This window comes from Clostridium frigoris (genome assembly GCF_018861865.1).
Taxonomy (GTDB): Bacteria; Bacillota; Clostridia; order Clostridiales; family Clostridiaceae; genus Clostridium_AD; species Clostridium_AD frigoris.
This window is the reverse complement of the sequence record NZ_JAHLDV010000008.1, coordinates 1-19,896: the sequence shown is the minus strand read 5'-3', so window position 1 is coordinate 19,896 and position 19,896 is coordinate 1. Positions and strand designations below refer to the sequence as shown.

Sequence of the window (19,896 nt, the reverse complement as noted above, 5' to 3'; positions counted from 1 at the left end):
TTATGATAGAAGCTTTACTTACAATTATATTAATATCTAGCATATTTATGTCTGGAGTAAGAAGAATAAAACTTATTACAGCAGGATTTATATTTCAGTCAGCGGCTATTGGGCTTATAGTTTTAAAGCTTGGGTATCAGACCGGAAAAGTGGATTATTATATTCTGGGAATTTTAACAATAGTTACTAAAGTTATTATAATACCAATAATAATAAATAGATCTGTAGAAAAATTAAAGATAAAAAGAGAAATGGAGTTAATAGTAAATGCTTTTGTTTCTTATCTTATAACAGGACTTGGGATAATGATAGCTTTTGGCCTTTTAAACAAGAGCCAAGATAACTTTTTAAAGACTGGAATTGCACTATTTATTATAGGCATTTTATTAATGGTTGCAAGAAAAAAAGCTATTACTCAAATGATAGGATTTTTAATATTTGAAAATGGTATTGTGCTCTTTGAAACGTCTCTATCTAAAATGTCTCTTGTAATAGAGGCGGGAATAGTTTTTGAAACATTAATGCTTGCACTTATTATGGGTATAATGATTTTCCGTATTAATAAAACTTTTGATTCAATAAATACAGACTTTTTTGAAAATCTAAAAGAATAGTTGGTGAAATAATGTATATTACAGTACTTGGTATTTTGTTCTTATTTTTAATAGTTACACCCTTACTTTTTAAAAACATAAAAACCACTGGACTTGTTACAATATTTGGAGCTGTGTTAGTTTTGGGTATTGTACTAAAAATTATTACGATGGTTTCAGGAGGGTATTCCCTTAGTTATTTTAATGAATTTTTTTATATTGATAGTTTGAGTATTGTGCAACTTTTGATTATATCTTGTATAAATATAATTGTGAGTATTTACTCATATAGGTATATCATAGATGAGGTAGAGGAGAAAACAATCACTCTTAAAATGGGAAAATTTTATTATTTCTTATTTAATTTCTTTGTATTTTTCATGCTATTTATCGCACTAACTAATAATATTGTAGCAATGTGGATTGGCCTTGAAGGGACAACACTTACAACTGCATTTCTAATTGGATTTAACATTAATAAAAATTCCTTAGAATCCGCTTGGAAGTATATTATTATTTGTTCAATTGGTATAGGTATAGGTTTAATCGGTATACTAATTTTCGTCAATGCTTATAGTAATCAAGATACTGACCAAATACTAAAATGGTCTCATCTTGTAAATAACCAAAATCCACAAAGTACATATGCTATTAAAATAGCTTTTACATTAATATTTGTTGGGATTGGTACCAAAGCAGGCCTTGCGCCTATGCACACATGGCTTCCTGATGCTCATAGTGAGGCGCCATCACCAGTTAGTGCGATGATGTCGGGTGTCCTTTTAAACCTTGCATTATATGTAATTTTAAGATTTTACATTATAACAAAACATATACCGGGCCTTGAAAATACCAAGTGGTTGTTTATAGTTTTTGGTTGTGTATCACTTATAATTTCATCATTTAGTATTTTAAGACAACTTAATTATAAAAGATTGCTTGCATTCTCGTCTGTTGAAAATATGGGTATTATAGCACTGGGACTTGGAGTTGGAAGTAAAATTGCAGTGTTTGGTGCAATACTTCATTCGTTAGTACATGCCTTTGGAAAGTCTATGTTGTTTTTAACTGCAGGAAATTTATTAAGTGCATATAAAACAAAACGTATAGACAAGATTGATGCTTTAATAAAGACTATGCCAATAAATGCAGTATTTTTTATTATAGGTATGCTTGTTATTACCGGAGCACCTCCATTCCCAGCTTTTTTTAGTGAATACTATATAATTGTAGGAACTGTTGAGAGTGGAAATTACATTGTCACTGCACTCTATACTTTTTGTCTCCTATTAGTTTTCGCAGGGTTTCTACGAGTATTCATTAAGATAGTTTTCAACACGGAACCTGGCGTAAAATATGTTAGAATGAAAGAAGATAAAAAAAATATATTGCCACTCGCTTTATGTTTAGTTTCAATTGTTATTATGAGTTTAACTATGAATGGTTATTTGTCAAATATGATAAATAATGCAGTTTTAATTATATGTGATTAGGAAGTGAAAATATGAAAATAACAGATGTTATAAATAGTTTACAAGAATTGAATTTTGATTTAAAATATGAAGTTAAGAATAAAAATGAGTTATATGTTAGAGTAAAATCAGATCAAATAAGGAAAATTGTGCTTATTTGCGTTGATTTATATAAATTTAATTATATTTGTGAGTTTTCTGTAGTTGAAAAAGAAACATCATTAAAAGATAAAGAAACTACAATAAATTGTGTATTTTCAAATAGTAAGCAAGGTTATTATGTAATATGTAGTTATGTTACTGATAAAAAACCAATTAATCTTAGTAATATAATTTATCAAAGCAAATTATTTCAAAGAGAAATTAATAAAGAATATGATTACAAGATTAAAGAAGTATCAGGTACAGGTGCATATCAAGTTGCAGTAGGTCCCGTACATGCAGGAATTATTGAACCGGGTCATTTTAGGTTTAGTGTTATGGGAGAACCAATAGAAAATCTTGAAATAAAACTTATGTACAAATATAGGGGAATAGAAAATCTATGTCAAGATATAAATGCAAATACATTGAATCTTATGGTTGAGCGAATCTCTGGAGAATCAAGTGTAGCTTATGGTGAAGTTTATGCTATTCTTGTAGAAAAACTTTTAGGCGCTGATGTTAGCATCGAGATAAAAGCGTTTAGAGTAGTTCTTTTAGAGCTTGAACGAATGTATAATTATATGGATGATTTGGGTGGAGTAGGCAACGATATAGGTTATAGTTATGTAGCTAAAAAATTTGGTTATTTTTCAGAAGTAGTGCATCAGCTATGTGAGAGGATAAGTGGAAGCAGGTATATTAGAAATTCTATTGTTCCTCTCGGAATAAATATAGATTTTGATGAAAAGAAAAAGAAAGATATTTTAGATACTTTAAAAAGTCTTAAATCAAGGGTTTTTAGCATAATAAAAATGAGTGAAAATTCAGTTTCATTTTTAGATAGGGTAGAAGATTCAGGGATGGTTAGTCGCGTTATGGCTAAGAAATTATGTATGACAGGCGTTGTAGCAAGGGCTTGTAATTTGAAATATGATGTTAGAGTTTCCTTCCCGTATGAGCTATATAAGGAAATAAAAAGAGATATAAATATAGAAACAAAGGGCGGAGTTTTTGAAAGGTATAAATTAAAAGCCCAGGAGCTTAAAGATGCTTTTGCTTTTATAGAAAAAGCAATGTCATATATAAATATTGATATAAAAAGAGAAAAACAGGAATTTTGTTTAAAAGAGGGGTTAGAGGCAATAACTTCAGTTGAAACAGTAAAGGGAGAACTTGTAGTTTATGGGTTAACAGGAAAAGATAATAAGTTTGACAGAATCTACTTTAAAACTCCTTCTTTTACTAATTGGACAGGTATGAGTGAAGCGGTTCTTGGAGAAATTATTCCTGATTTTCCTCTTATTAATAAAAGCTTTAATATGTCTTATTCTGAGAATGACAAGTAGGGAGTATTAAAATGAATAATATAATTGATAGAATAAAATATGGAACAGAAACAGTAAAAGATCCACTTGAAAATAATGAATTTTCTTATGGGAAAATTGTTGCAGAGCAAAATGTATGTGATAATTGTGGAAAGTGCATGAAGGTATGCCTTGTGAATGCCATAAAGATAAATACTATTACAAATGCAGAGCATCTAGTAAGTGTAGATGATAAAAAATGTATTTATTGTAGAGATTGCGTTGATATTTGTCCAAAATCTGTTTTGAAAATGACATCCAATTATAAAATGTCAGAATTGGAACTTGCAGGTGATAAACTTAGGGAAAAAATATATAAGACCTTTAGGAGATCGCTTGTACTAAGAGTAGTCGATACTGGTTCATGCAATGCTTGTATGTCAGAGCTTAATGCACTTTCAAATACTTTTTATGATATTTCAAGATTTGGAATTAATGTATCCCCATCTCCAAGACATGCAGATGGACTAGTGGTAACTGGACCAGTTACTATAAATATGAAAGAGGCTTTAGAGAAGACTTACCAGGCAATGGCCGAACCTAAAATAGTAATAGCTGTTGGTAGTTGTGCTTATAATGGCGGAATATTTAAAGAGGGAGATGGGGTCTATGGGACACTTCACGATATATTGCCAGTAGATCTTGTAATTCCAGGTTGCCCTCCATCTCCGCAGGCAATTATTTTTGGACTTCTTAAAATAATGGATAAAATTAAAAAAATAGATTAATAATCAATAAGCAAAATTTAAGTGTCCGTAAGAAGTGTTTGTTTGAGTACAAGCACTTCTTACGGGCACTTTTTTATCTACTAATCAAATATTAATAAAATAATTTTAGATAAATATGTTTGTGCAAACGCTTGCATTAAACTAGATAATTATGTATAATAAACATAAAAGGTGAAATTATAATAAAATGTGAAAGTTTAAATTATCAAACAATACAATTGTTAATTATTTTCTATTAACAAAAAATATAGGAGGGGAATATATTGGATACTAATAATCTTCCAAGAGTTGCTTATTTTTGTATGGAGTATGGACTAAGCTCAGATTTTAAAGCTTATGCAGGGGGGTTAGGAATACTTGCAGGCGATCATTTGAAAGGGGCAAAGGATTTAAATTTACCACTTATTGGAATAGGGCTTAAATGGAAACAAGGGTATACTGAACAGATTATAGATGAAAATGGTGAAGTATATGATACATATCATAATTATCATTATGAATTTTTAAAAGATACAGGGGTAAAAGTAACTGTTGATATCAGAAATTTAAAAGTGGTATGTAAGGTTTGGAAGTTAGAAGAGTTTGGTAATAATCCAATATATCTTTTAGATACTGATATACCGGAAAATGGTGATAGGTGGATAACAGGACAATTATATGGTTGGTTTGGAGAAGAAAGAATTGCTCAAGAAATGGTGTTAGGTATTGGCGGTGTAAAAGCTTTAAGAGCTTTAAATATACCAATAGATGTATATCACTTTAATGAAGGCCATGCTATACTTGCGGCTACAGAGCTTATAAAAGAAAAAATGCAATCTGGATATAGTTTTGAAGATAGCTGGGTGAAAACTCGGGATGAAGTAGTATTTACAACACATACTCCAATAGTTGAAGGTAATGAATCACATTCTATTGACAAATTAGAGTATATGGGAGCATTTAATGAATTGACTAGGCAGCAAATGGTCAGACTAGGTGGAGAACCATTTAATATGACTGTAGCGGGGCTTAGGCTATCAAGAAAAGCAAATGCTGTGGCACAACTTCATATGGAAACTGCAAATAAAATGTGGAAAACTGTTGCTGGAAGACCTGAAATTATTGGTATAACTAATGGAATTCATAAACCAACCTGGGTTGACGACCGAATGACGAAGGCTTACGATAATAATGGAGATCTTTTTGAAACTCACACAACTATTAAAAAAGAACTAATAGATTTTATTAAAGAAAGAACGGGGACTACGCTTTGCGTCGATAAGTTACTTATTGGATTTTCAAGAAGGGCTGCACCATATAAGAGAAGTGACTTAATATTTACGAATGAGGAGATTATTTCACCTTTACTTAAAAGTGGTAAAGTTCAAATAGTATTCTCTGGAAAAGCTCATCCACTTGATGATACAGGAAAAGAAATAGTAGCAAAACTTATAAGAATGATGAAAAAGTATCCAAATAGCGTAGTATTCCTTGAAAATTATGATATGAATATAGGAAGGATGCTAACCAGAGGTTCAGACATTTGGCTAAACAATCCTAGAAGACCTCTTGAGGCTAGTGGAACATCAGGAATGAAAGCTGCGATGAATGCTGTACTAAACTGTTCTATTTTAGACGGATGGTGGCCAGAGGCTTGCAACGATGGTGTAAATGGATGGCAATTTGGAGACGGGGTAGGCCTTGACGATTTAACAGAAGTAGAATTAGATAAACATGATACGCTTGCTCTTTATGATACTTTAATTAATAGAGTTATGGCTACTTATTATGGGAATAGAGAAAAGTGGGTAGAAATGATGAGAGAGAGTATTAGAACTACAAGTTATGAGTTCTCAGTTGAGAGAATGCTTGATGAATACTATAACAAAATGTATATAAAATAATTGTAGTTTATATACCAATTATAAATACAAGGAAAATAAAACAACTTCAAAATATAAATTTTGAAGTTGTTTTTATTATATAAAAATTTTTGCAATTGATTTATTTAACTTTTATAATCCAACCTTCTGGTGCTGATACATCTCCAAATTGAATTCCGTAAAGAGTATCATAAAGTTTTTTAGTAACTGGGCCTACTTCTGTTTCACTGTGGAAAACATGAAGTTTACCTTTATGTTCAATGCCACCAATAGGTGTAATTACAGCTGCAGTTCCACAGGCACCTGTTTCTTTAAAGTCTGTTAGGCTATCTATTGGAACATCTCTTTCTTGTACTTCCATTTTCAAATACTCTTTTGCAATATAAATCAATGACTTTTTAGTTATACTAGGAAGTATTGATGGTGATTTTGGAGTTACAAATATATTATCTTTTGTAATACCAAAGAAATTTGCAGCACCAACCTCTTCAATTTTAGTGTGTGTTGCAGGATCAAGGTATATACAGTCTGCAAAACCTTTTGATGCAGCATGTTCATGAGCAAGAAGACTTGCTGCATAGTTTCCTCCAACCTTTACATCACCGGTACCAAATGGTGCAGCTCTATCATATTCATCTGATGTCATAAAGTTTACAGGAGATAGCCCGGATTTAAAATAAGCACCGACTGGACAACAGAATAGACCAAATAAAAATTCTGGTGCTGGTCCTACTCCGAGGTTGTCACCAATTCCTATTACATAAGGTCTTAGATAAAGTGTCGCCCCAGTTCCATATGGTGCAACAAAAGCTTCATTTGCTTTAACTACCTGCAAACATGCATCAAGAAATTTTTCATCTGAAATTTCAGGTATTAAAACACGTGAACAACTGTTTCTCAAACGTTTTGCATTCTCTAGTGGTCTAAATAATTGAATGCTACCGTCCTTTGTGCGATAAGCTTTTAAACCTTCGAAACACTGTTGACCATAATGAAGAGATGTTGAAGCTTCACTTATAGAAAGATTGTTATCTTTAACTAATTTTCCATCATCCCATTTACCATTTTTCCATATTGATATGTACCTAAGATCTGTTTTGCTATAAGCAAAGCCTAATTTGTTCCAATCGATGTTAACATTTGTGCTCATATTTATCCCTCCTATTATTTTAAAAACCGTATTATAATTAAAATATATTTTATACAATATTAGAAAGATGACATTATATTCTAAATGTTGTAAAAATTCGTACAATACAAGATATAAGTTCTATTATAACATATAATATGTATAACAATGATATTATCAGTATTTTAATAAATTGAATTCAAAATAAATTTATAACGAATAAAAAAGTTTATTAAAATAATTTCTTAAAGCATTGTTTACATAAAGAGGTTTTACCCTTGTTAGCTGAAATACAGCCATCGCTTTGTACTACTTTACCACATACTTCACAAATTAAAGTTGTTTTACATTTATTATTAGATTTTGTTTTATTTAGTTTAGAACCCATAGTATTTTTTTTATTTGATGGTGGATCATAATTTATAGGTGGTTGTTTTTCTTCTTTTTCAACTATTGAATATTTCATTGCATATGTACTTTCACCAAAAAGTTCTAGTTCGAATCTGGGATTCTCCTTACTGTAAAATTCCTCAATAATAAGTCTTGTAACTTGAGCATCATTAACTATAAGACCACTTTTTTCTATACCATCAAAAATACTTTTTGTTATGTTGTTTGTATCAGGATGTCTTTTGAAACTTTTATAATATACCTTTAAAACGGCAATAAGCGATTCCGTTAAAAAAATACTGGGATTTTGGCTCCTACATTGATAAGCAATTTCTTCTTCATATAAAGCATATCTATCGTGGTATTTTCCAGAATTATAGGGTAAAATAGCTCGACCATTTGTATTGAAAAGTTTAAAATTGGATTTTGAAATAGGTGAACCCTTTATAATGACTTTTGCATAAGTGTTACTCATATGTTCCCCCTAGGATCTATATTAAACAGATGATTATTATTAAATATATTTTAATCTTTTTTTTCTATAATAAACATTCACATATAATTATATCATATAATGATACATGTCTAATCGTGAACAACTAGAATAGGTATATATAAATTTGATATGACAAAGCTAATAAAGTATAATTAATATGTATTATTAGTAGATGTTAGCTTTTTTAGAATAGAAAAATAAATTCTTATAATATTTTTATGAATATATTGAAAAAAATCATATAGACTATGTTAAAGGTGGGTAAAAACAATGGAAAAGGATATTAAAATACTTGCAATAGAATCAAGTTGTGATGAGACGGCAGCTTCAGTTGTCATGAATGGTAGGGATGTTTTATCTAACATAATTGCATCTCAAATAGACACACATGTAAAATTTGGGGGTGTTGTTCCAGAAGTAGCATCTAGAAAGCATATAGAAGCAATAAGTGCAGTGGTTCAAGAGGCACTAGATGAAGCTAAAGTTACATTAGATGATATAGATGCAATAGGAGTAACCTATGGACCTGGGCTCGTTGGGGCACTGCTTGTAGGCGTTCAATATGCTAAAGGACTTGCATATGCAACTCATAAACCGCTAATTGGAGTTAATCATATAGAAGGGCATATAAGTGCTAATTTTATTCAATATAAGGAGCTTGAGCCACCATTTATGTGTTTGGTAGTTTCAGGTGGACATACATTTATTGTATACATGAAGGACCATGGTGATTTTGAAGTTATGGCCCAAACTAGAGATGATGCAGCGGGAGAAGCCTTCGATAAGGTAGCGCGTGCAATAGGTCTTGGGTATCCAGGTGGACCTAAAATAGATAAAATAGCAAAGACTGGCAATGCAGATGCTATAAAGTTTCCAAAAGCTAAATTCCATGATGTTACTTTAGATTTTTCATTTAGTGGAGTTAAATCTTCGGTGTTAAATTATTTAAACAAAATGAACATGAAAAATGAGCCAATTAGTGTACCGGATGTGGCTGCATCTTTTCAAAAGGCAGTTGTTAATGTTTTGGTAGAAAACGCCTTTGAGGCATGTAAAATTAAAGGGGTAGATAAAATAACAATAGCAGGTGGAGTAGCTTCAAACTCTTGTCTTAGAGAGACAATGCTAAAAGAAGGGCAAAAGAAAAATATAAAAGTTATGTTCCCAGAGATGATACTCTGCACTGATAATGCTGCAATGATTGGAAGCGCAGCCTACTTTGAATTAATAAAAGGAAGAGTTTCACCGTTAACTTTAAATGCAATACCAAATCTAAAGCTTGGTGAAAGATAGTAAAAGGAGTCTTTAAATTTGATCAAAGTTAATTTAAGAATAATGAAAAGAAGAATTAGAAAATTACATTCACAACATGTTATACATGAGTCATTTAGATTTGGAATCCTTCTTGCAATTGCAGGAGGATTTTTGGACTCTTATACCTTCATAGGAAGAGGAGGAGTTTTTGCTAATGCTCAAACTGGTAATATTGTACTTGTTGCCATATATGCTGCAAAAGGAGAATGGGTGCAAGCGTTTGCTAATATTCCAGCTATAGTAGCTTTCGTAATCGGAGTAATTGTTGTTCAATCAATAAAAAATGATTCATCACGGTTATTTATAAATGACTGGCCACGGGCAGTTTTAATTTTTGAAATTATAGTCCTTTTTGCAATAGGATTTATACCTAGTACCATTCCTAATCTTATTGTAAATGTTATAGTATCGTTTGTTGCTTCGATTCAAGTATGTTCATTTTCTAAAATTGCGGACTCTCCATATAGCTCAACTATGTCCACAGGTAATTTACGATCAGCTGCAAGGGAGGCATATATTGCTTTCACCCAAAAAGATCATGATGCGGCTATTCGTACTATTCGTCTTTTTACAATTGTTTCTTCATTTTTATTGGGAGCATTATTAGGCGGAATATTAACATTAAATGTTGGTGTTAAAGCAATATGGGGTGCTGCGATTATAATAATAGGGGCTTTGGTATTATACAATATTAATAATTCATAAATATATTTCAATATTTATGAATTATTAATATTGTAAAATTACATGTACACCTCCATTTTGCGTAATAGCTTAAAGAATGGTATTATCTCCAAAGTCTTTCATAAGATTCTTAAGTTCATCTATCTGTTTTTGCAAATCCCTATTTGTACTGTTTGAAACAGTATTTACATTACTTGCATTTTGAGCTTCTTCTTTTGCTTGAAGATTAGAAAGTTGAGCTGCAATTATAAAAATGCTTTGAGCCACACTGAATAAAAAATTGGCTACTACATTTTGTTGGTCAACGTCGAACTTAGATGCAATAATAATTCCTAGGATTGTAGCTATTGTAGCCAATTCAGTAGGGCTGTATTCTTCTAGTTTTTTCATATAATACCTCATTTGAATATTGATATATTATAGTATATTCATTTATCAAATGTTGTGTAGATTATATTTTAACATTATTATAAGTATCATGTGAAATTATCATACTTAACTGATGATATGATTTTAAAAGCTGTAAGTTAACCTTTTAATAAATAAAAAAGTTTTTAAATAATTATAGGGCATTAGGTTAAATAATCTGATGCCATTTTTTATATTTATATATGTAAAACAATTAAATATAATTATAGAAAATAACTACAAAAGTGAATGTTGCCAGTTGATACAATAATATAAGTAGAGTATAATTATCTGAGTTTCAATGATTTAAAATAACGATTATTCTTACGAATTTAAACGAGGAGCAATATTATGATAACCCATCCCAAAATGACAAAAAAATTATTTAAGCTGCTCATTGTGACAATTTGTTTATTTCTAGGCATATTTACAGTGATATCTTATTCAAATAGAAATGAAAACAAAGATAATACGTCTAATAAAGGTACTGATATTAATGGTACAAATCAAAATATAAAAAACATCAAGTTAACTAAAATAGCATTTTTAAAAGGTAATAGTGTGTATCTTTATGATGAAATAAATAGGCAGATTAAGTCACTTGGAGATAGTTCAAAATCAAAGGATTTATTGGAACTTTCTCCAGATAAAAAGAAAATTGTATTTAGGTATTTTAATGAAGGTCAACCTATATATCCGCCTCATGTAATTATTTATAACATTAAAGATGAGAAGCTAACAGATATTGTTATTAATAATAAAAATGTACAACAAATTGTCGAGCTTAAATGGATAGATAATGAAAACATTTTGGTTACAGGGCACATTAATCCTTCAGTTTCAGGTTATACAGTATATAATATAAAAAGCAAAGCAGAGTTAATTTCCTGCGTTGGAACCATACGGGATGTTAGTTTAGGTAAAAAAAACATTGTTTATAGCAACACACCCCATATATTCCCAGGACCAAAAGCTAATTTATATATTAATGGTAAGAAAGTTTTTGAAATTAATAATGATAAGGAACAAATATTTGATGGTGTAATATCTAAAGATGGCAAAACAATTGCATTTAGAAGTGGGGTGACAGGTGAAAAGAATTTAAATGGTAAAGTAAGCTCATATCTTAACGTAGCTAAAATTAGTAGTAACACAAATGAGATAAACGATCTAAAGAAGATAATTATAAGTGGTGATATAGCTGGCGAATTAAAATTTGATGATGAAAATAATTTAAGTATTATTGATGAAAAATTCATATATAAATTAAAAGATGGAAAGATTATTAAGGAGGGAAATACGCTGCCAAAGCAAAAAGAACTTTCGGCGCTTCAACTTAAAGAGTTTAGACAAACTTTGGCTAAACAATTTCCTAAAGAGACTATTTCAGATCAAACAGTATTAGAAGATATAGATATATATAATATGGTAGCTTTTTAGGACTTAAAACAAATATAGGAATTAGTAAAATATAATTTTTATTTATGAAATTTGTTAAAATCTTGTTAACAAATATTTAAAAATTTGGTATAATAACCTTATGTTTATGAAAAATTATGGAAGAAGGGTTATTATGAAAAAGGAAAATTCTTATAGGCTTCAGAAAACGAAAATTCATGTGAAGACGATACCAGAATTAATAGTTAGTAAATTACTTATGTTACTAGGTTGTATTATACCAATATCTATATTGATAGCCTATGCTATGAAGTTGAACTTTTTCTCTATTACAAGAATTCTATCAATATTTATCTTAATTATAAGCATAGCTGCATACTTGAAAAGTGAAATTATGTATCCTCATCCTAAAGTAGTACATAAGGGTGATAAAGTAGGTAGTAAAAAAAATATAGTTTACAAAAAACATAAAATAAACTTTTCTTTCTCTCTAAAGAAAGGAACGCTTCAAGTGGTATTATCAATGTTAATAATTATATTAATAACTTATTTAGGACAAGGTATTTATAAATTAATTGGGTAAGGAGTATTAAATATGGATAATAATTATAAGTTTTTTAGAAATAAAGAATGTGAATATTTTCCTTGTCATGAGGTTGAAAATAATGAAAAATTCAATTGCTTATTTTGCTATTGCCCCTTATATTTTCTTAAGCAGTGTGGGGGAAATGGAAAATTTGTGAATGGAATTAAAGATTGTTCATCTTGTTTGATACCACATTCTGAAAATGGTTATGAATATATTGTAGGTAAAATAAGGGAAGTAAATAAAATAAAAAGAAAATAGCAACTATCAAAATAAGCTATTATTGTTCATATAAAATTATAATAACCTATGAAGAACTATTATTCGCTGATGACAAGATTGTATTTAAAGCACTTATGGGTTATAATTAAAGTATTAATTAAAAAAGTTAATAACTTAACATAAAAAAATAAGTCTGTAAAAAATGGCACTGTCAATTCAGCGCCTTTTTTTTACCCTAAATTATGTTGATATAAGTTTTTCTTAAAAATAATACAATGCGGAGGTACAAATGTGAAAGTAAATAGAAGATTAGAATTATTTAAAAATGTAACAGATAAAGAGTGGGATGATTGGGAATGGCAAGTTCAAAACAGAATCGAAACTGTGGAAGAGCTAAAAAAATATATACCATTAACTATTGAAGAAGAAGAGGGAGCAAAAAAATGTCTTCAAACATTGAGGATGGCAATTACTCCATATTACTTATCGTTAATAGACCCGAATGACCCATATGACCCAATAAGGAAACAAGCTATACCAACAGCTCTTGAATTACACAAAGCGGATGCTGATTTATTGGATCCACTGCATGAAGATACGGATTCTCCAGTGCCTGGGCTTACTCATAGATACCCAGACAGAGTATTGCTACTAATAACTGATATGTGCTCAATGTACTGTAGGCATTGTACAAGAAGAAGATTTGCAGGTCAAAATGATAATTCTATGGCAATTGAAAAAATAGATAAAGCAATTGAGTATATAAGAAATACGGTGCAAGTTAGAGATGTATTATTATCAGGCGGGGATGCTCTACTCGTAACAGACGATAAATTAGAATATATAATAAAAAAATTAAGAGAAATTCCGCATGTTGAAATAATAAGAATAGGTTCAAGAGCACCCGTAGTTCTTCCGCAAAGAATTACTCCTAAATTAGTTGAAATGTTAAAAAAATATCATCCGATTTGGTTAAATACACATTTTAATCATCCAAATGAAATTACACAGGAATCAAAGATTGCTTGCGAAAGACTTGCAAATGCAGGAGTTCCTTTAGGAAATCAATCAGTTCTTCTAAGAGGAGTTAATGACTGTACACACATAATGATGGAGCTTGTGCAGGAACTTGTTAAAATAAGAGTAAGGCCTTATTACATATATCAATGCGACCTTTCAATGGGACTTGAACACTTTAGAACACCTGTATCTAAAGGAATAGAAATAATTGAGGGTTTAAGAGGTCATACTTCAGGATTTTGTGTACCGACATTTGTTGTTGATGCGCCAGGCGGTGGTGGAAAAATCCCAGTAATGCCAGGATATATTATATCTCAAAGTCCTGAAAAAGTAGTACTTAGAAACTTTGAAGGAGTTATAACTACATATGAGCAACCAACTAGCTATACTTCAGGCTGTCACTGTGATGTTTGTGAAGGCAAGAAAAAGGTTCACAGAGTAGGAGTTGCCGGTTTATTAAATAATGAGAAGATGGCGATGGAACCAGTTGGACTTGAGAGAAATCTAAGAGGACAAGAATAGTAAAACTAAAATATATTAATAATAAGCCTCGAGATTAATTTCTCTAGGCTTATTATTTTTTACATTTATCTCGTTAAGCTGTAACATCTCCTATTCAATTGAATAGGATGGTATCATAAGAAATTTTAGGAGGGTAAATTTGGGAACCCTAAAAATAGGTTCAAAAGGAACGAAGGTATCAGAAATACAAGCATTACTTAACAAGTTAGGTTATGATGTTGGAATGATAGATGGGATTTATGGACCACAAACTGCAGGTGCAGTAAAAAAGTTTCAGAAATATTTTGGATTATTACCTACAGGTGAAGTGGATGCTGATACTTATAAACTTATGAATAGATTTTTATTAGGTTATGATACTTATAGAATTAAAGCGGGTGACACTTTATACCTTATAGCAAAACGTTATTACACGCCACTTACAAGTATAATTACTGCAAATCCTCAAATAAATGCTAATAGTTTGAGAGTTGGTGAAGTAATCATAGTTCCATACTCGCTGGATGTGGTTTATACAAATATTGATTACACTTATGAAATTATGAAAAAAGATTTAGAAGGATTAAAAGCTAGATATCCATTTATTGAAGTTGAGAGTGCTGGTAGGAGTGAGCTTGGAAAAGAACTTTATTATGCGAAATTAGGTAATGGACCCAACAAAGTATTTTATAATGGCTCTCACCATGCTATTGAATGGATAACTTCTGTACTTTTAATGAAATTTATTGAGAACTTTGCTAAAGCCTATGCAACGAGCCAGAATATAGAAGGTTATAATATTCGTGATATATTTCGTAAAAGTACTATATATGTTATGCCAATGGTTAATCCAGACGGAGTAGATTTAGTTCTTAATGGTCTAGAGAGAAGTAATCCGTATTATAATGATTTAATTAAGTGGAATAATGGAAGTTTAGATTTTTCTAAAAATTGGAGTGCTAATATTCGAGGCGTAGATCTTAATCATAACTATGATGCTATGTGGCAAGAATCAAAGAATGCAGAAGAAAGTTATGGAGTATATGGACCAGGTCCCACAAGATACTCAGGTACGGCGCCAGAATCAGAAAAAGAGTCTAAAGCCGTAGCGAATTTTACAAGAAGTAATAACTTTAGATTAGTAATAGCATATCATACTCAAGGTGAAATAATATACTGGAATTTTCAAAATTTAGCAAGTCCTGAAGCTAAAGCAATAGCAGTAATATTTTCACAACTAAGCAGGTATAATCTAGGAGAAACCACTGGGATTACGAGCTATGCAGGATATAAAGACTGGTTTATTGAAAAATTTAGAAGACCAGGTTACACCATTGAAGTTGGACTTGGACAAAACCCTCTTCCAATAAGTCAGTTTGATAAGATTTATAGTGACAACATTAAAGTATTATTAGAAGGGTCAACGATTTAGTCACTATATGTAATCATAAAAGTTCAGCATGTTGGAGGTTAAACAATTAATACTTGTTTAAGGCCTACATGCTGAACTTTCATTAGTTATTATGTTTTATTCTTCTTTTGATACAGCGACTTCCCAGCTTACGTAAAGTTCTTCAAGTTCTTTTTTTACACTTATTAGTTGATTATTTGTGTCAACACTTCTACTTGGACTTGAATAAACTTCTTCAAGGCAAAGGTCATTGTTTAATTTTTCTATTTCTTTTTCTAGTGATGCAATTTTATCTTCTAGTTCTTTAAAATCAAGTTTCTTTTGTTTCTCAAGTTTATCTTCTTCTCGCTTCTTTTTCTTATCAAAGTTAATTTTAGTTTTTGACATTCCTTCTTGTTCTTCTTCTAACTTAAATCTTAAAGGGTTTTTCTTTTTTTCTATATAATAACTATAATTTCCTAAATACTCTTTGAGGCCGTCTTGATTTAATTCAAGTATTCTAGTAATTACTTTGTTTAAAAAGTATCTATCATGTGAAATTACAACAACGGTGCCATCATATCCTAGTATTGAATCTTCTAGGGCTTCACGGGACATAATATCTAAGTGATTTGTTGGTTCATCTAATAATAAGAAGTTTGCTTTAGATAACATGATTTTTAAAAGATTAATTCTACATCGTTCGCCACCACTTAATGTTTCAATAATTTTAAACACATCTTCTCCTATGAATAGAAAGGCAGCGAGCGCTGTACGAACCTCTGTGGTAGTAAGTTTTGGGAACTCATCCCAAACTTCATCTATTATAGTTTTTTTAGGGCTTAAGTTTGACTGTTCTTGGTCATAATATCCTACAAATATGTTTTTACCCAAAATTTTTATGCCTGTATCACTGGGGATTTGATCCATTATAATTTTAAAAAGTGTGGTTTTACCTCGTCCATTTTCACCAATAAGAGCGAATTTTTCTGATCTTTTTATGTCTAAATTTAGATGCTCAAACAAAAGGTTGTCTCCAAATCGTTTTGATAAGTCTTCTATATGAAGAACATCGTTTCCACTTTTAATTTCTGTTTCAAATTTAATTCTAGTGTCGCGCGGATCTTTATCTGGAGTGTGAATTCGTTCAACTTTGTCTAAAGATTTTTGTCTGCTATCAGCAGCCCTTACACTTTTTTCTCTATTAAAAGATCTATATTTAGTTATAATATCTTCTTGTCTTTTTATTTCTGATTGTTGCACATGGTATGCTTTCAATTGAATTTCATAATTTATCTTTTTTAATTCAATAAAACTCGTATAACTTCCATTATAACAATCTACATGTCCATTAATAAGTTCAAAAGTTTTATTGGTAATGGTATCTAAAAAGAATCTATCATGAGAAATTATAAACATAGTGCCTTTATAAGATTTAAGGTAATCTTCGAGCCACTCTATAGCATCGAGGTCTAAATGGTTAGTAGGCTCATCGAGTAATAGTATATCAGGATTTTTAAGTAATAATTTACAAAGTGCTACCCTAGTTTTTTGACCTCCACTTAATATGTTTATTGGTTTATCATAATCATCTTCTAAAAAGCCAAGGCCTTTAAGAACTCTACTTATCTTAGCTTTATAGCTGTAACCGCCGCGATTATTGTAAAGTTCAGAAGTTAATGTATATTCTTTGATTATCTTATTTTGATAATCTTCTTTGCTAGCGTCATAAGGTAAACTCATTTTTATTTCTAGAGCTTTAAGACTTTTTTCGAGCTTTAGCAAATTGTCGAATACTAAAAGTGTTTCCTCATATATAGTATTAGTTATATCTAATGATAAATTTTGGGATAAATAACCTAGCTTTTTATTTTTATCTATAAATAATTCACCAGCATCATGGTCCAATTGTGAGGTAAGTATTTTGAAAAGTGTAGACTTGCCAGCTCCATTAGCACCAATAAAACCAATTCTTTCACCTTCATTTATACTTAAAGTTATTTTGTCTAAAATAACATCTATACCATAACTTTTGTGAATATCTTTGCAACTTAGAACTATCATTATTTTCACCTTCCCTGTAGCGTAGTCTTAAAATTAATAAATATTAATTAAAGACCTTCATATATTATTGTACTATTTATATTAAAGTTATTGTAGTAAAAAGCAAATATATATAACATTAATTTTTAGTGATAGTATAAAAGAAGTATAAATGGTGAATATTTCATAATATCTATTAAATTTGAAACAAAAGGTGATATTGACCTATAATGTGTGTTAAAATTGATAATATGAAATTCATGAAATTTATGATATTAACAGAGGAGTGTAAGTCGTGGAAAGAAAAAAGAATATATCGATGGCAGTTATTAGAAGATTGCCTAAATACAATAGATATTTAAAAGAACTTTTAAGAACCGATGTAGATAGAATATCCTCAAAAGAGTTAGGTGAGAGAATTGGATTTACAGCATCTCAAATTAGACAAGACTTGAACTGCTTTGGAGATTTTGGACAGCAGGGATACGGTTATAATGTTAAAGAATTATTAAATGAAATTAATGGCATATTGGGATTAGCAAAAGAATATAAAATGATAATAATAGGTGCTGGTAACATTGGGCAGGCTATTGCCAATTATACCAATTTTGAAAGGTTAGCTTTTAATTTGACGGCTATTTTTGATGTTAATCCAAAGCTTATAGGCCTTAAAATTAGAGACGTTGAAGTAATCGACATAGATGAATTAGTAGGTTTACTTAAGACTACGCCAATAGATATAGGGGTAATCTGTGTTTCAGAAAACAGTGCTCAAACAGTTTGTGACATGATGGTAGAAAATGGGGTTAAGGGTATATGGAATTTCGCACCTGTGGATTTAGATGTACCTAAAGAAATAATTGTTGAAAATGTACATTTGAGTGAGAGCCTCTTAACGCTTAGTTGTTTAATGAATGATAGGACCTACTTATAAAAAACAATTATTTCTTGTTGATATAATTACCTCAAAGATATATAATGTAATTGAGGTGGATGGCCTCATGGTATATTTAGTTTTATTTGTTATATTATTAACAAATAGCTGATTTATAGATTAATTCGTAAGGAGTGGATTGTTATGGAATACAAAAATATTGTTCTTCAAAAGGAAGACAAAGTTGCAGTACTTACAATTAGTAGACCAAAGGCTCTAAATGCATTAAATTCAGAAACATTAAAAGAGCTAGACTTAGCAATAGATGAAATTGCTAATGATGACAAGATTTACGCAGTAATTATAACAGGAGCTGGAAAAGCATTTGTTGCAGGTGCTGATATTTCTGAGATGAAGGATCTTGATGTATTGGGTGGTAGAAGATTTGGAAATCTAGGAAATAAAGTGTTTAGAAAATTAGAAACACTAGAAAAACCCGTAATAGCTGCAGTAAATGGTTTTGCTTTAGGTGGAGGTTGTGAGCTTTCTATGGCTTGCGATATCAGAATAGCATCTGTAAAAGCAAAATTTGGTCAACCTGAGGTAGGCCTTGGAATAACTCCTGGTTTTGGAGGTACTCAAAGACTTTCTAGACTTGTAGGACTTGGAATGGCTAAAGAATTAATATACACAGCTAAAATTATTAATGCAGAAGAAGCATTAAGAATTGGACTTGTTAATAAGGTAGTTGCGCTTGAAGATCTTTTAGTAGAAGCTAAAGCACTTGCAAATACAATTGCAGGACAAGCACCTATTGCTGTAAGTCTTTGTAAAGCAGCAATTAATAAGGGAATGCAATTAGACATAGACTCAGCACTTTCATATGAATCAGAAATATTCGGAGAATGTTTCTCGACTGAGGACCAAAGCAGTGGAATGACAGCATTTCTTGAAAAAACCGAAAAATGCTTTAAAAATAAGTAATTTAAGTACTATGTTAAAAGAATAGGTAGCTTAGCTGCCTATTCTTTTAAGAGTTAAAAAACAATTAGCTAAGCTACTTTACAGAATAACGAGGAGGAAGGTTCATGAATTTTACATTGACAAAAGAACAAGAATTTGTACAAAAAATGGTAAGTGAATTCGCATTAAACGAAGTTAAACCCTTAGCTGCGGAAATAGATGTTACAGAAAGATTTCCTAGCGAAACTGTAGAAAAAATGGCTAAATACAATATGATGGGTATTCCAATTGCTACTAAATATGGTGGAGCTGGCG

The 19,896-nt window shown here is 30.6% G+C and carries 19 protein-coding genes; 15 read left to right on the top strand and 4 right to left on the bottom strand.

Annotated elements, in window-relative coordinates; all coding sequences use genetic code 11:
- Positions 1–2: 2 nt before the first annotated feature.
- The 5 genes from KPL37_RS05890 (at position 3) to glgP (ending at position 6,184) form a co-directional block, all read left to right on the top strand.
- Positions 3–614, top strand: a complete 612-nt coding sequence (locus KPL37_RS05890) for a hydrogenase (protein ID WP_216146533.1) — start codon at positions 3–5, stop codon at positions 612–614.
- Positions 615–625: 11 nt separating this feature from the next.
- The gene (locus tag KPL37_RS05885) at positions 626–2,086 is read left to right on the top strand and encodes a proton-conducting transporter transmembrane domain-containing protein (protein WP_216146531.1); all 1,461 of its coding nucleotides are present in this window, start codon (positions 626–628) and stop codon (positions 2,084–2,086) included.
- An 11-nt stretch (positions 2,087–2,097) separates the two neighbouring features.
- Complete coding sequence (locus tag KPL37_RS05880) at positions 2,098–3,555, top strand: hydrogenase large subunit (RefSeq protein WP_216146529.1); 1,458 nt, start codon at positions 2,098–2,100, stop codon at positions 3,553–3,555.
- 11 nt (positions 3,556–3,566) lie between these two features.
- A complete protein-coding gene (locus KPL37_RS05875; protein ID WP_216146527.1) occupies positions 3,567–4,301 on the top strand; it encodes an NADH-quinone oxidoreductase subunit B family protein in 735 nt (244 codons plus the stop codon).
- Positions 4,302–4,564: 263 nt separating this feature from the next.
- Complete coding sequence (glgP, locus tag KPL37_RS05870) at positions 4,565–6,184, top strand: alpha-glucan family phosphorylase (protein WP_281418631.1); 1,620 nt, start codon at positions 4,565–4,567, stop codon at positions 6,182–6,184.
- Positions 6,185–6,284: 100 nt separating this feature from the next.
- Here the strand turns inward: glgP and KPL37_RS05865 are convergent, their stop codons facing one another.
- A complete protein-coding gene (locus KPL37_RS05865) occupies positions 6,285–7,313 on the bottom strand; it encodes a branched-chain amino acid aminotransferase (protein ID WP_216146524.1) in 1,029 nt (342 codons plus the stop codon).
- Positions 7,314–7,524: 211 nt separating this feature from the next.
- The gene (locus KPL37_RS05860; protein WP_216146522.1) at positions 7,525–8,157 is read right to left on the bottom strand and encodes a RusA family crossover junction endodeoxyribonuclease; all 633 of its coding nucleotides are present in this window, start codon (positions 8,155–8,157) and stop codon (positions 7,525–7,527) included.
- Positions 8,158–8,448: 291 nt separating this feature from the next.
- Between KPL37_RS05860 and tsaD the strand changes: the two genes are divergently transcribed.
- Together tsaD and KPL37_RS05850 are read left to right on the top strand one after the other, a co-directional pair.
- Positions 8,449–9,471 (top strand): tRNA (adenosine(37)-N6)-threonylcarbamoyltransferase complex transferase subunit TsaD, encoded by a 1,023-nt coding sequence (gene tsaD / locus KPL37_RS05855; RefSeq protein ID WP_216146520.1) that lies wholly within the window; start codon positions 8,449–8,451, stop codon positions 9,469–9,471.
- An 18-nt stretch (positions 9,472–9,489) separates the two neighbouring features.
- Positions 9,490–10,197, top strand: a complete 708-nt coding sequence (locus KPL37_RS05850; RefSeq protein ID WP_246578149.1) for a YoaK family protein — start codon at positions 9,490–9,492, stop codon at positions 10,195–10,197.
- A 69-nt stretch (positions 10,198–10,266) separates the two neighbouring features.
- Here KPL37_RS05850 and KPL37_RS05845 read toward each other — a convergent pair whose 3' ends face one another.
- Positions 10,267–10,566 (bottom strand): hypothetical protein, encoded by a 300-nt coding sequence (locus KPL37_RS05845; protein ID WP_216146518.1) that lies wholly within the window; start codon positions 10,564–10,566, stop codon positions 10,267–10,269.
- Between the two features lie 369 nt (positions 10,567–10,935).
- Here KPL37_RS05845 and KPL37_RS05840 point away from each other — a divergent pair, with 369 nt between their 5' ends.
- The 5 genes from KPL37_RS05840 to KPL37_RS05820 all read left to right on the top strand — a co-directional run bounded on the left by KPL37_RS05840 (position 10,936) and on the right by KPL37_RS05820 (position 15,743).
- Complete coding sequence (locus tag KPL37_RS05840; RefSeq protein WP_216146516.1) at positions 10,936–12,024, top strand: hypothetical protein; 1,089 nt, start codon at positions 10,936–10,938, stop codon at positions 12,022–12,024.
- Positions 12,025–12,157: 133 nt separating this feature from the next.
- Positions 12,158–12,565, top strand: a complete 408-nt coding sequence (locus KPL37_RS05835) for a hypothetical protein (RefSeq protein WP_216146514.1) — start codon at positions 12,158–12,160, stop codon at positions 12,563–12,565.
- 12 nt (positions 12,566–12,577) lie between these two features.
- Positions 12,578–12,829, top strand: a complete 252-nt coding sequence (locus KPL37_RS05830; protein ID WP_216146512.1) for a cysteine-rich small domain-containing protein — start codon at positions 12,578–12,580, stop codon at positions 12,827–12,829.
- A 252-nt stretch (positions 12,830–13,081) separates the two neighbouring features.
- Positions 13,082–14,332 carry a lysine 2,3-aminomutase gene (gene kamA, locus KPL37_RS05825; protein ID WP_216146503.1) on the top strand — a complete coding sequence of 417 codons (1,251 nt, stop codon included), beginning with the start codon at positions 13,082–13,084 and terminating at the stop codon, positions 14,330–14,332.
- 139 nt (positions 14,333–14,471) lie between these two features.
- Positions 14,472–15,743, top strand: coding sequence for a M14 family metallopeptidase (locus tag KPL37_RS05820; RefSeq protein ID WP_216146494.1), 1,272 nt, complete (start codon positions 14,472–14,474; stop codon positions 15,741–15,743).
- A gap of 96 nt (positions 15,744–15,839) precedes the next feature.
- On the opposite strand, the gene abc-f is transcribed toward KPL37_RS05820, so the two are convergent.
- Positions 15,840–17,765, bottom strand: a complete 1,926-nt coding sequence (gene abc-f, locus KPL37_RS05815) for a ribosomal protection-like ABC-F family protein (protein ID WP_216146492.1) — start codon at positions 17,763–17,765, stop codon at positions 15,840–15,842.
- A gap of 274 nt (positions 17,766–18,039) precedes the next feature.
- On the opposite strand from abc-f, the gene KPL37_RS05810 reads away from it, so the two are divergent.
- The 3 genes from KPL37_RS05810 to KPL37_RS05800 all read left to right on the top strand — a co-directional run.
- On the top strand, positions 18,040–18,678 hold the full coding sequence (locus KPL37_RS05810) for a redox-sensing transcriptional repressor Rex (protein WP_216146484.1): 639 nt from the start codon (positions 18,040–18,042) through the stop codon (positions 18,676–18,678).
- A 144-nt stretch (positions 18,679–18,822) separates the two neighbouring features.
- Positions 18,823–19,602, top strand: a complete 780-nt coding sequence (locus KPL37_RS05805; RefSeq protein WP_216146482.1) for a short-chain-enoyl-CoA hydratase — start codon at positions 18,823–18,825, stop codon at positions 19,600–19,602.
- A 104-nt stretch (positions 19,603–19,706) separates the two neighbouring features.
- Positions 19,707–19,896, top strand: a 190-nt coding sequence (locus KPL37_RS05800) for an acyl-CoA dehydrogenase family protein (protein ID WP_216146480.1), incomplete at its 3' end; no start/stop codon positions are given.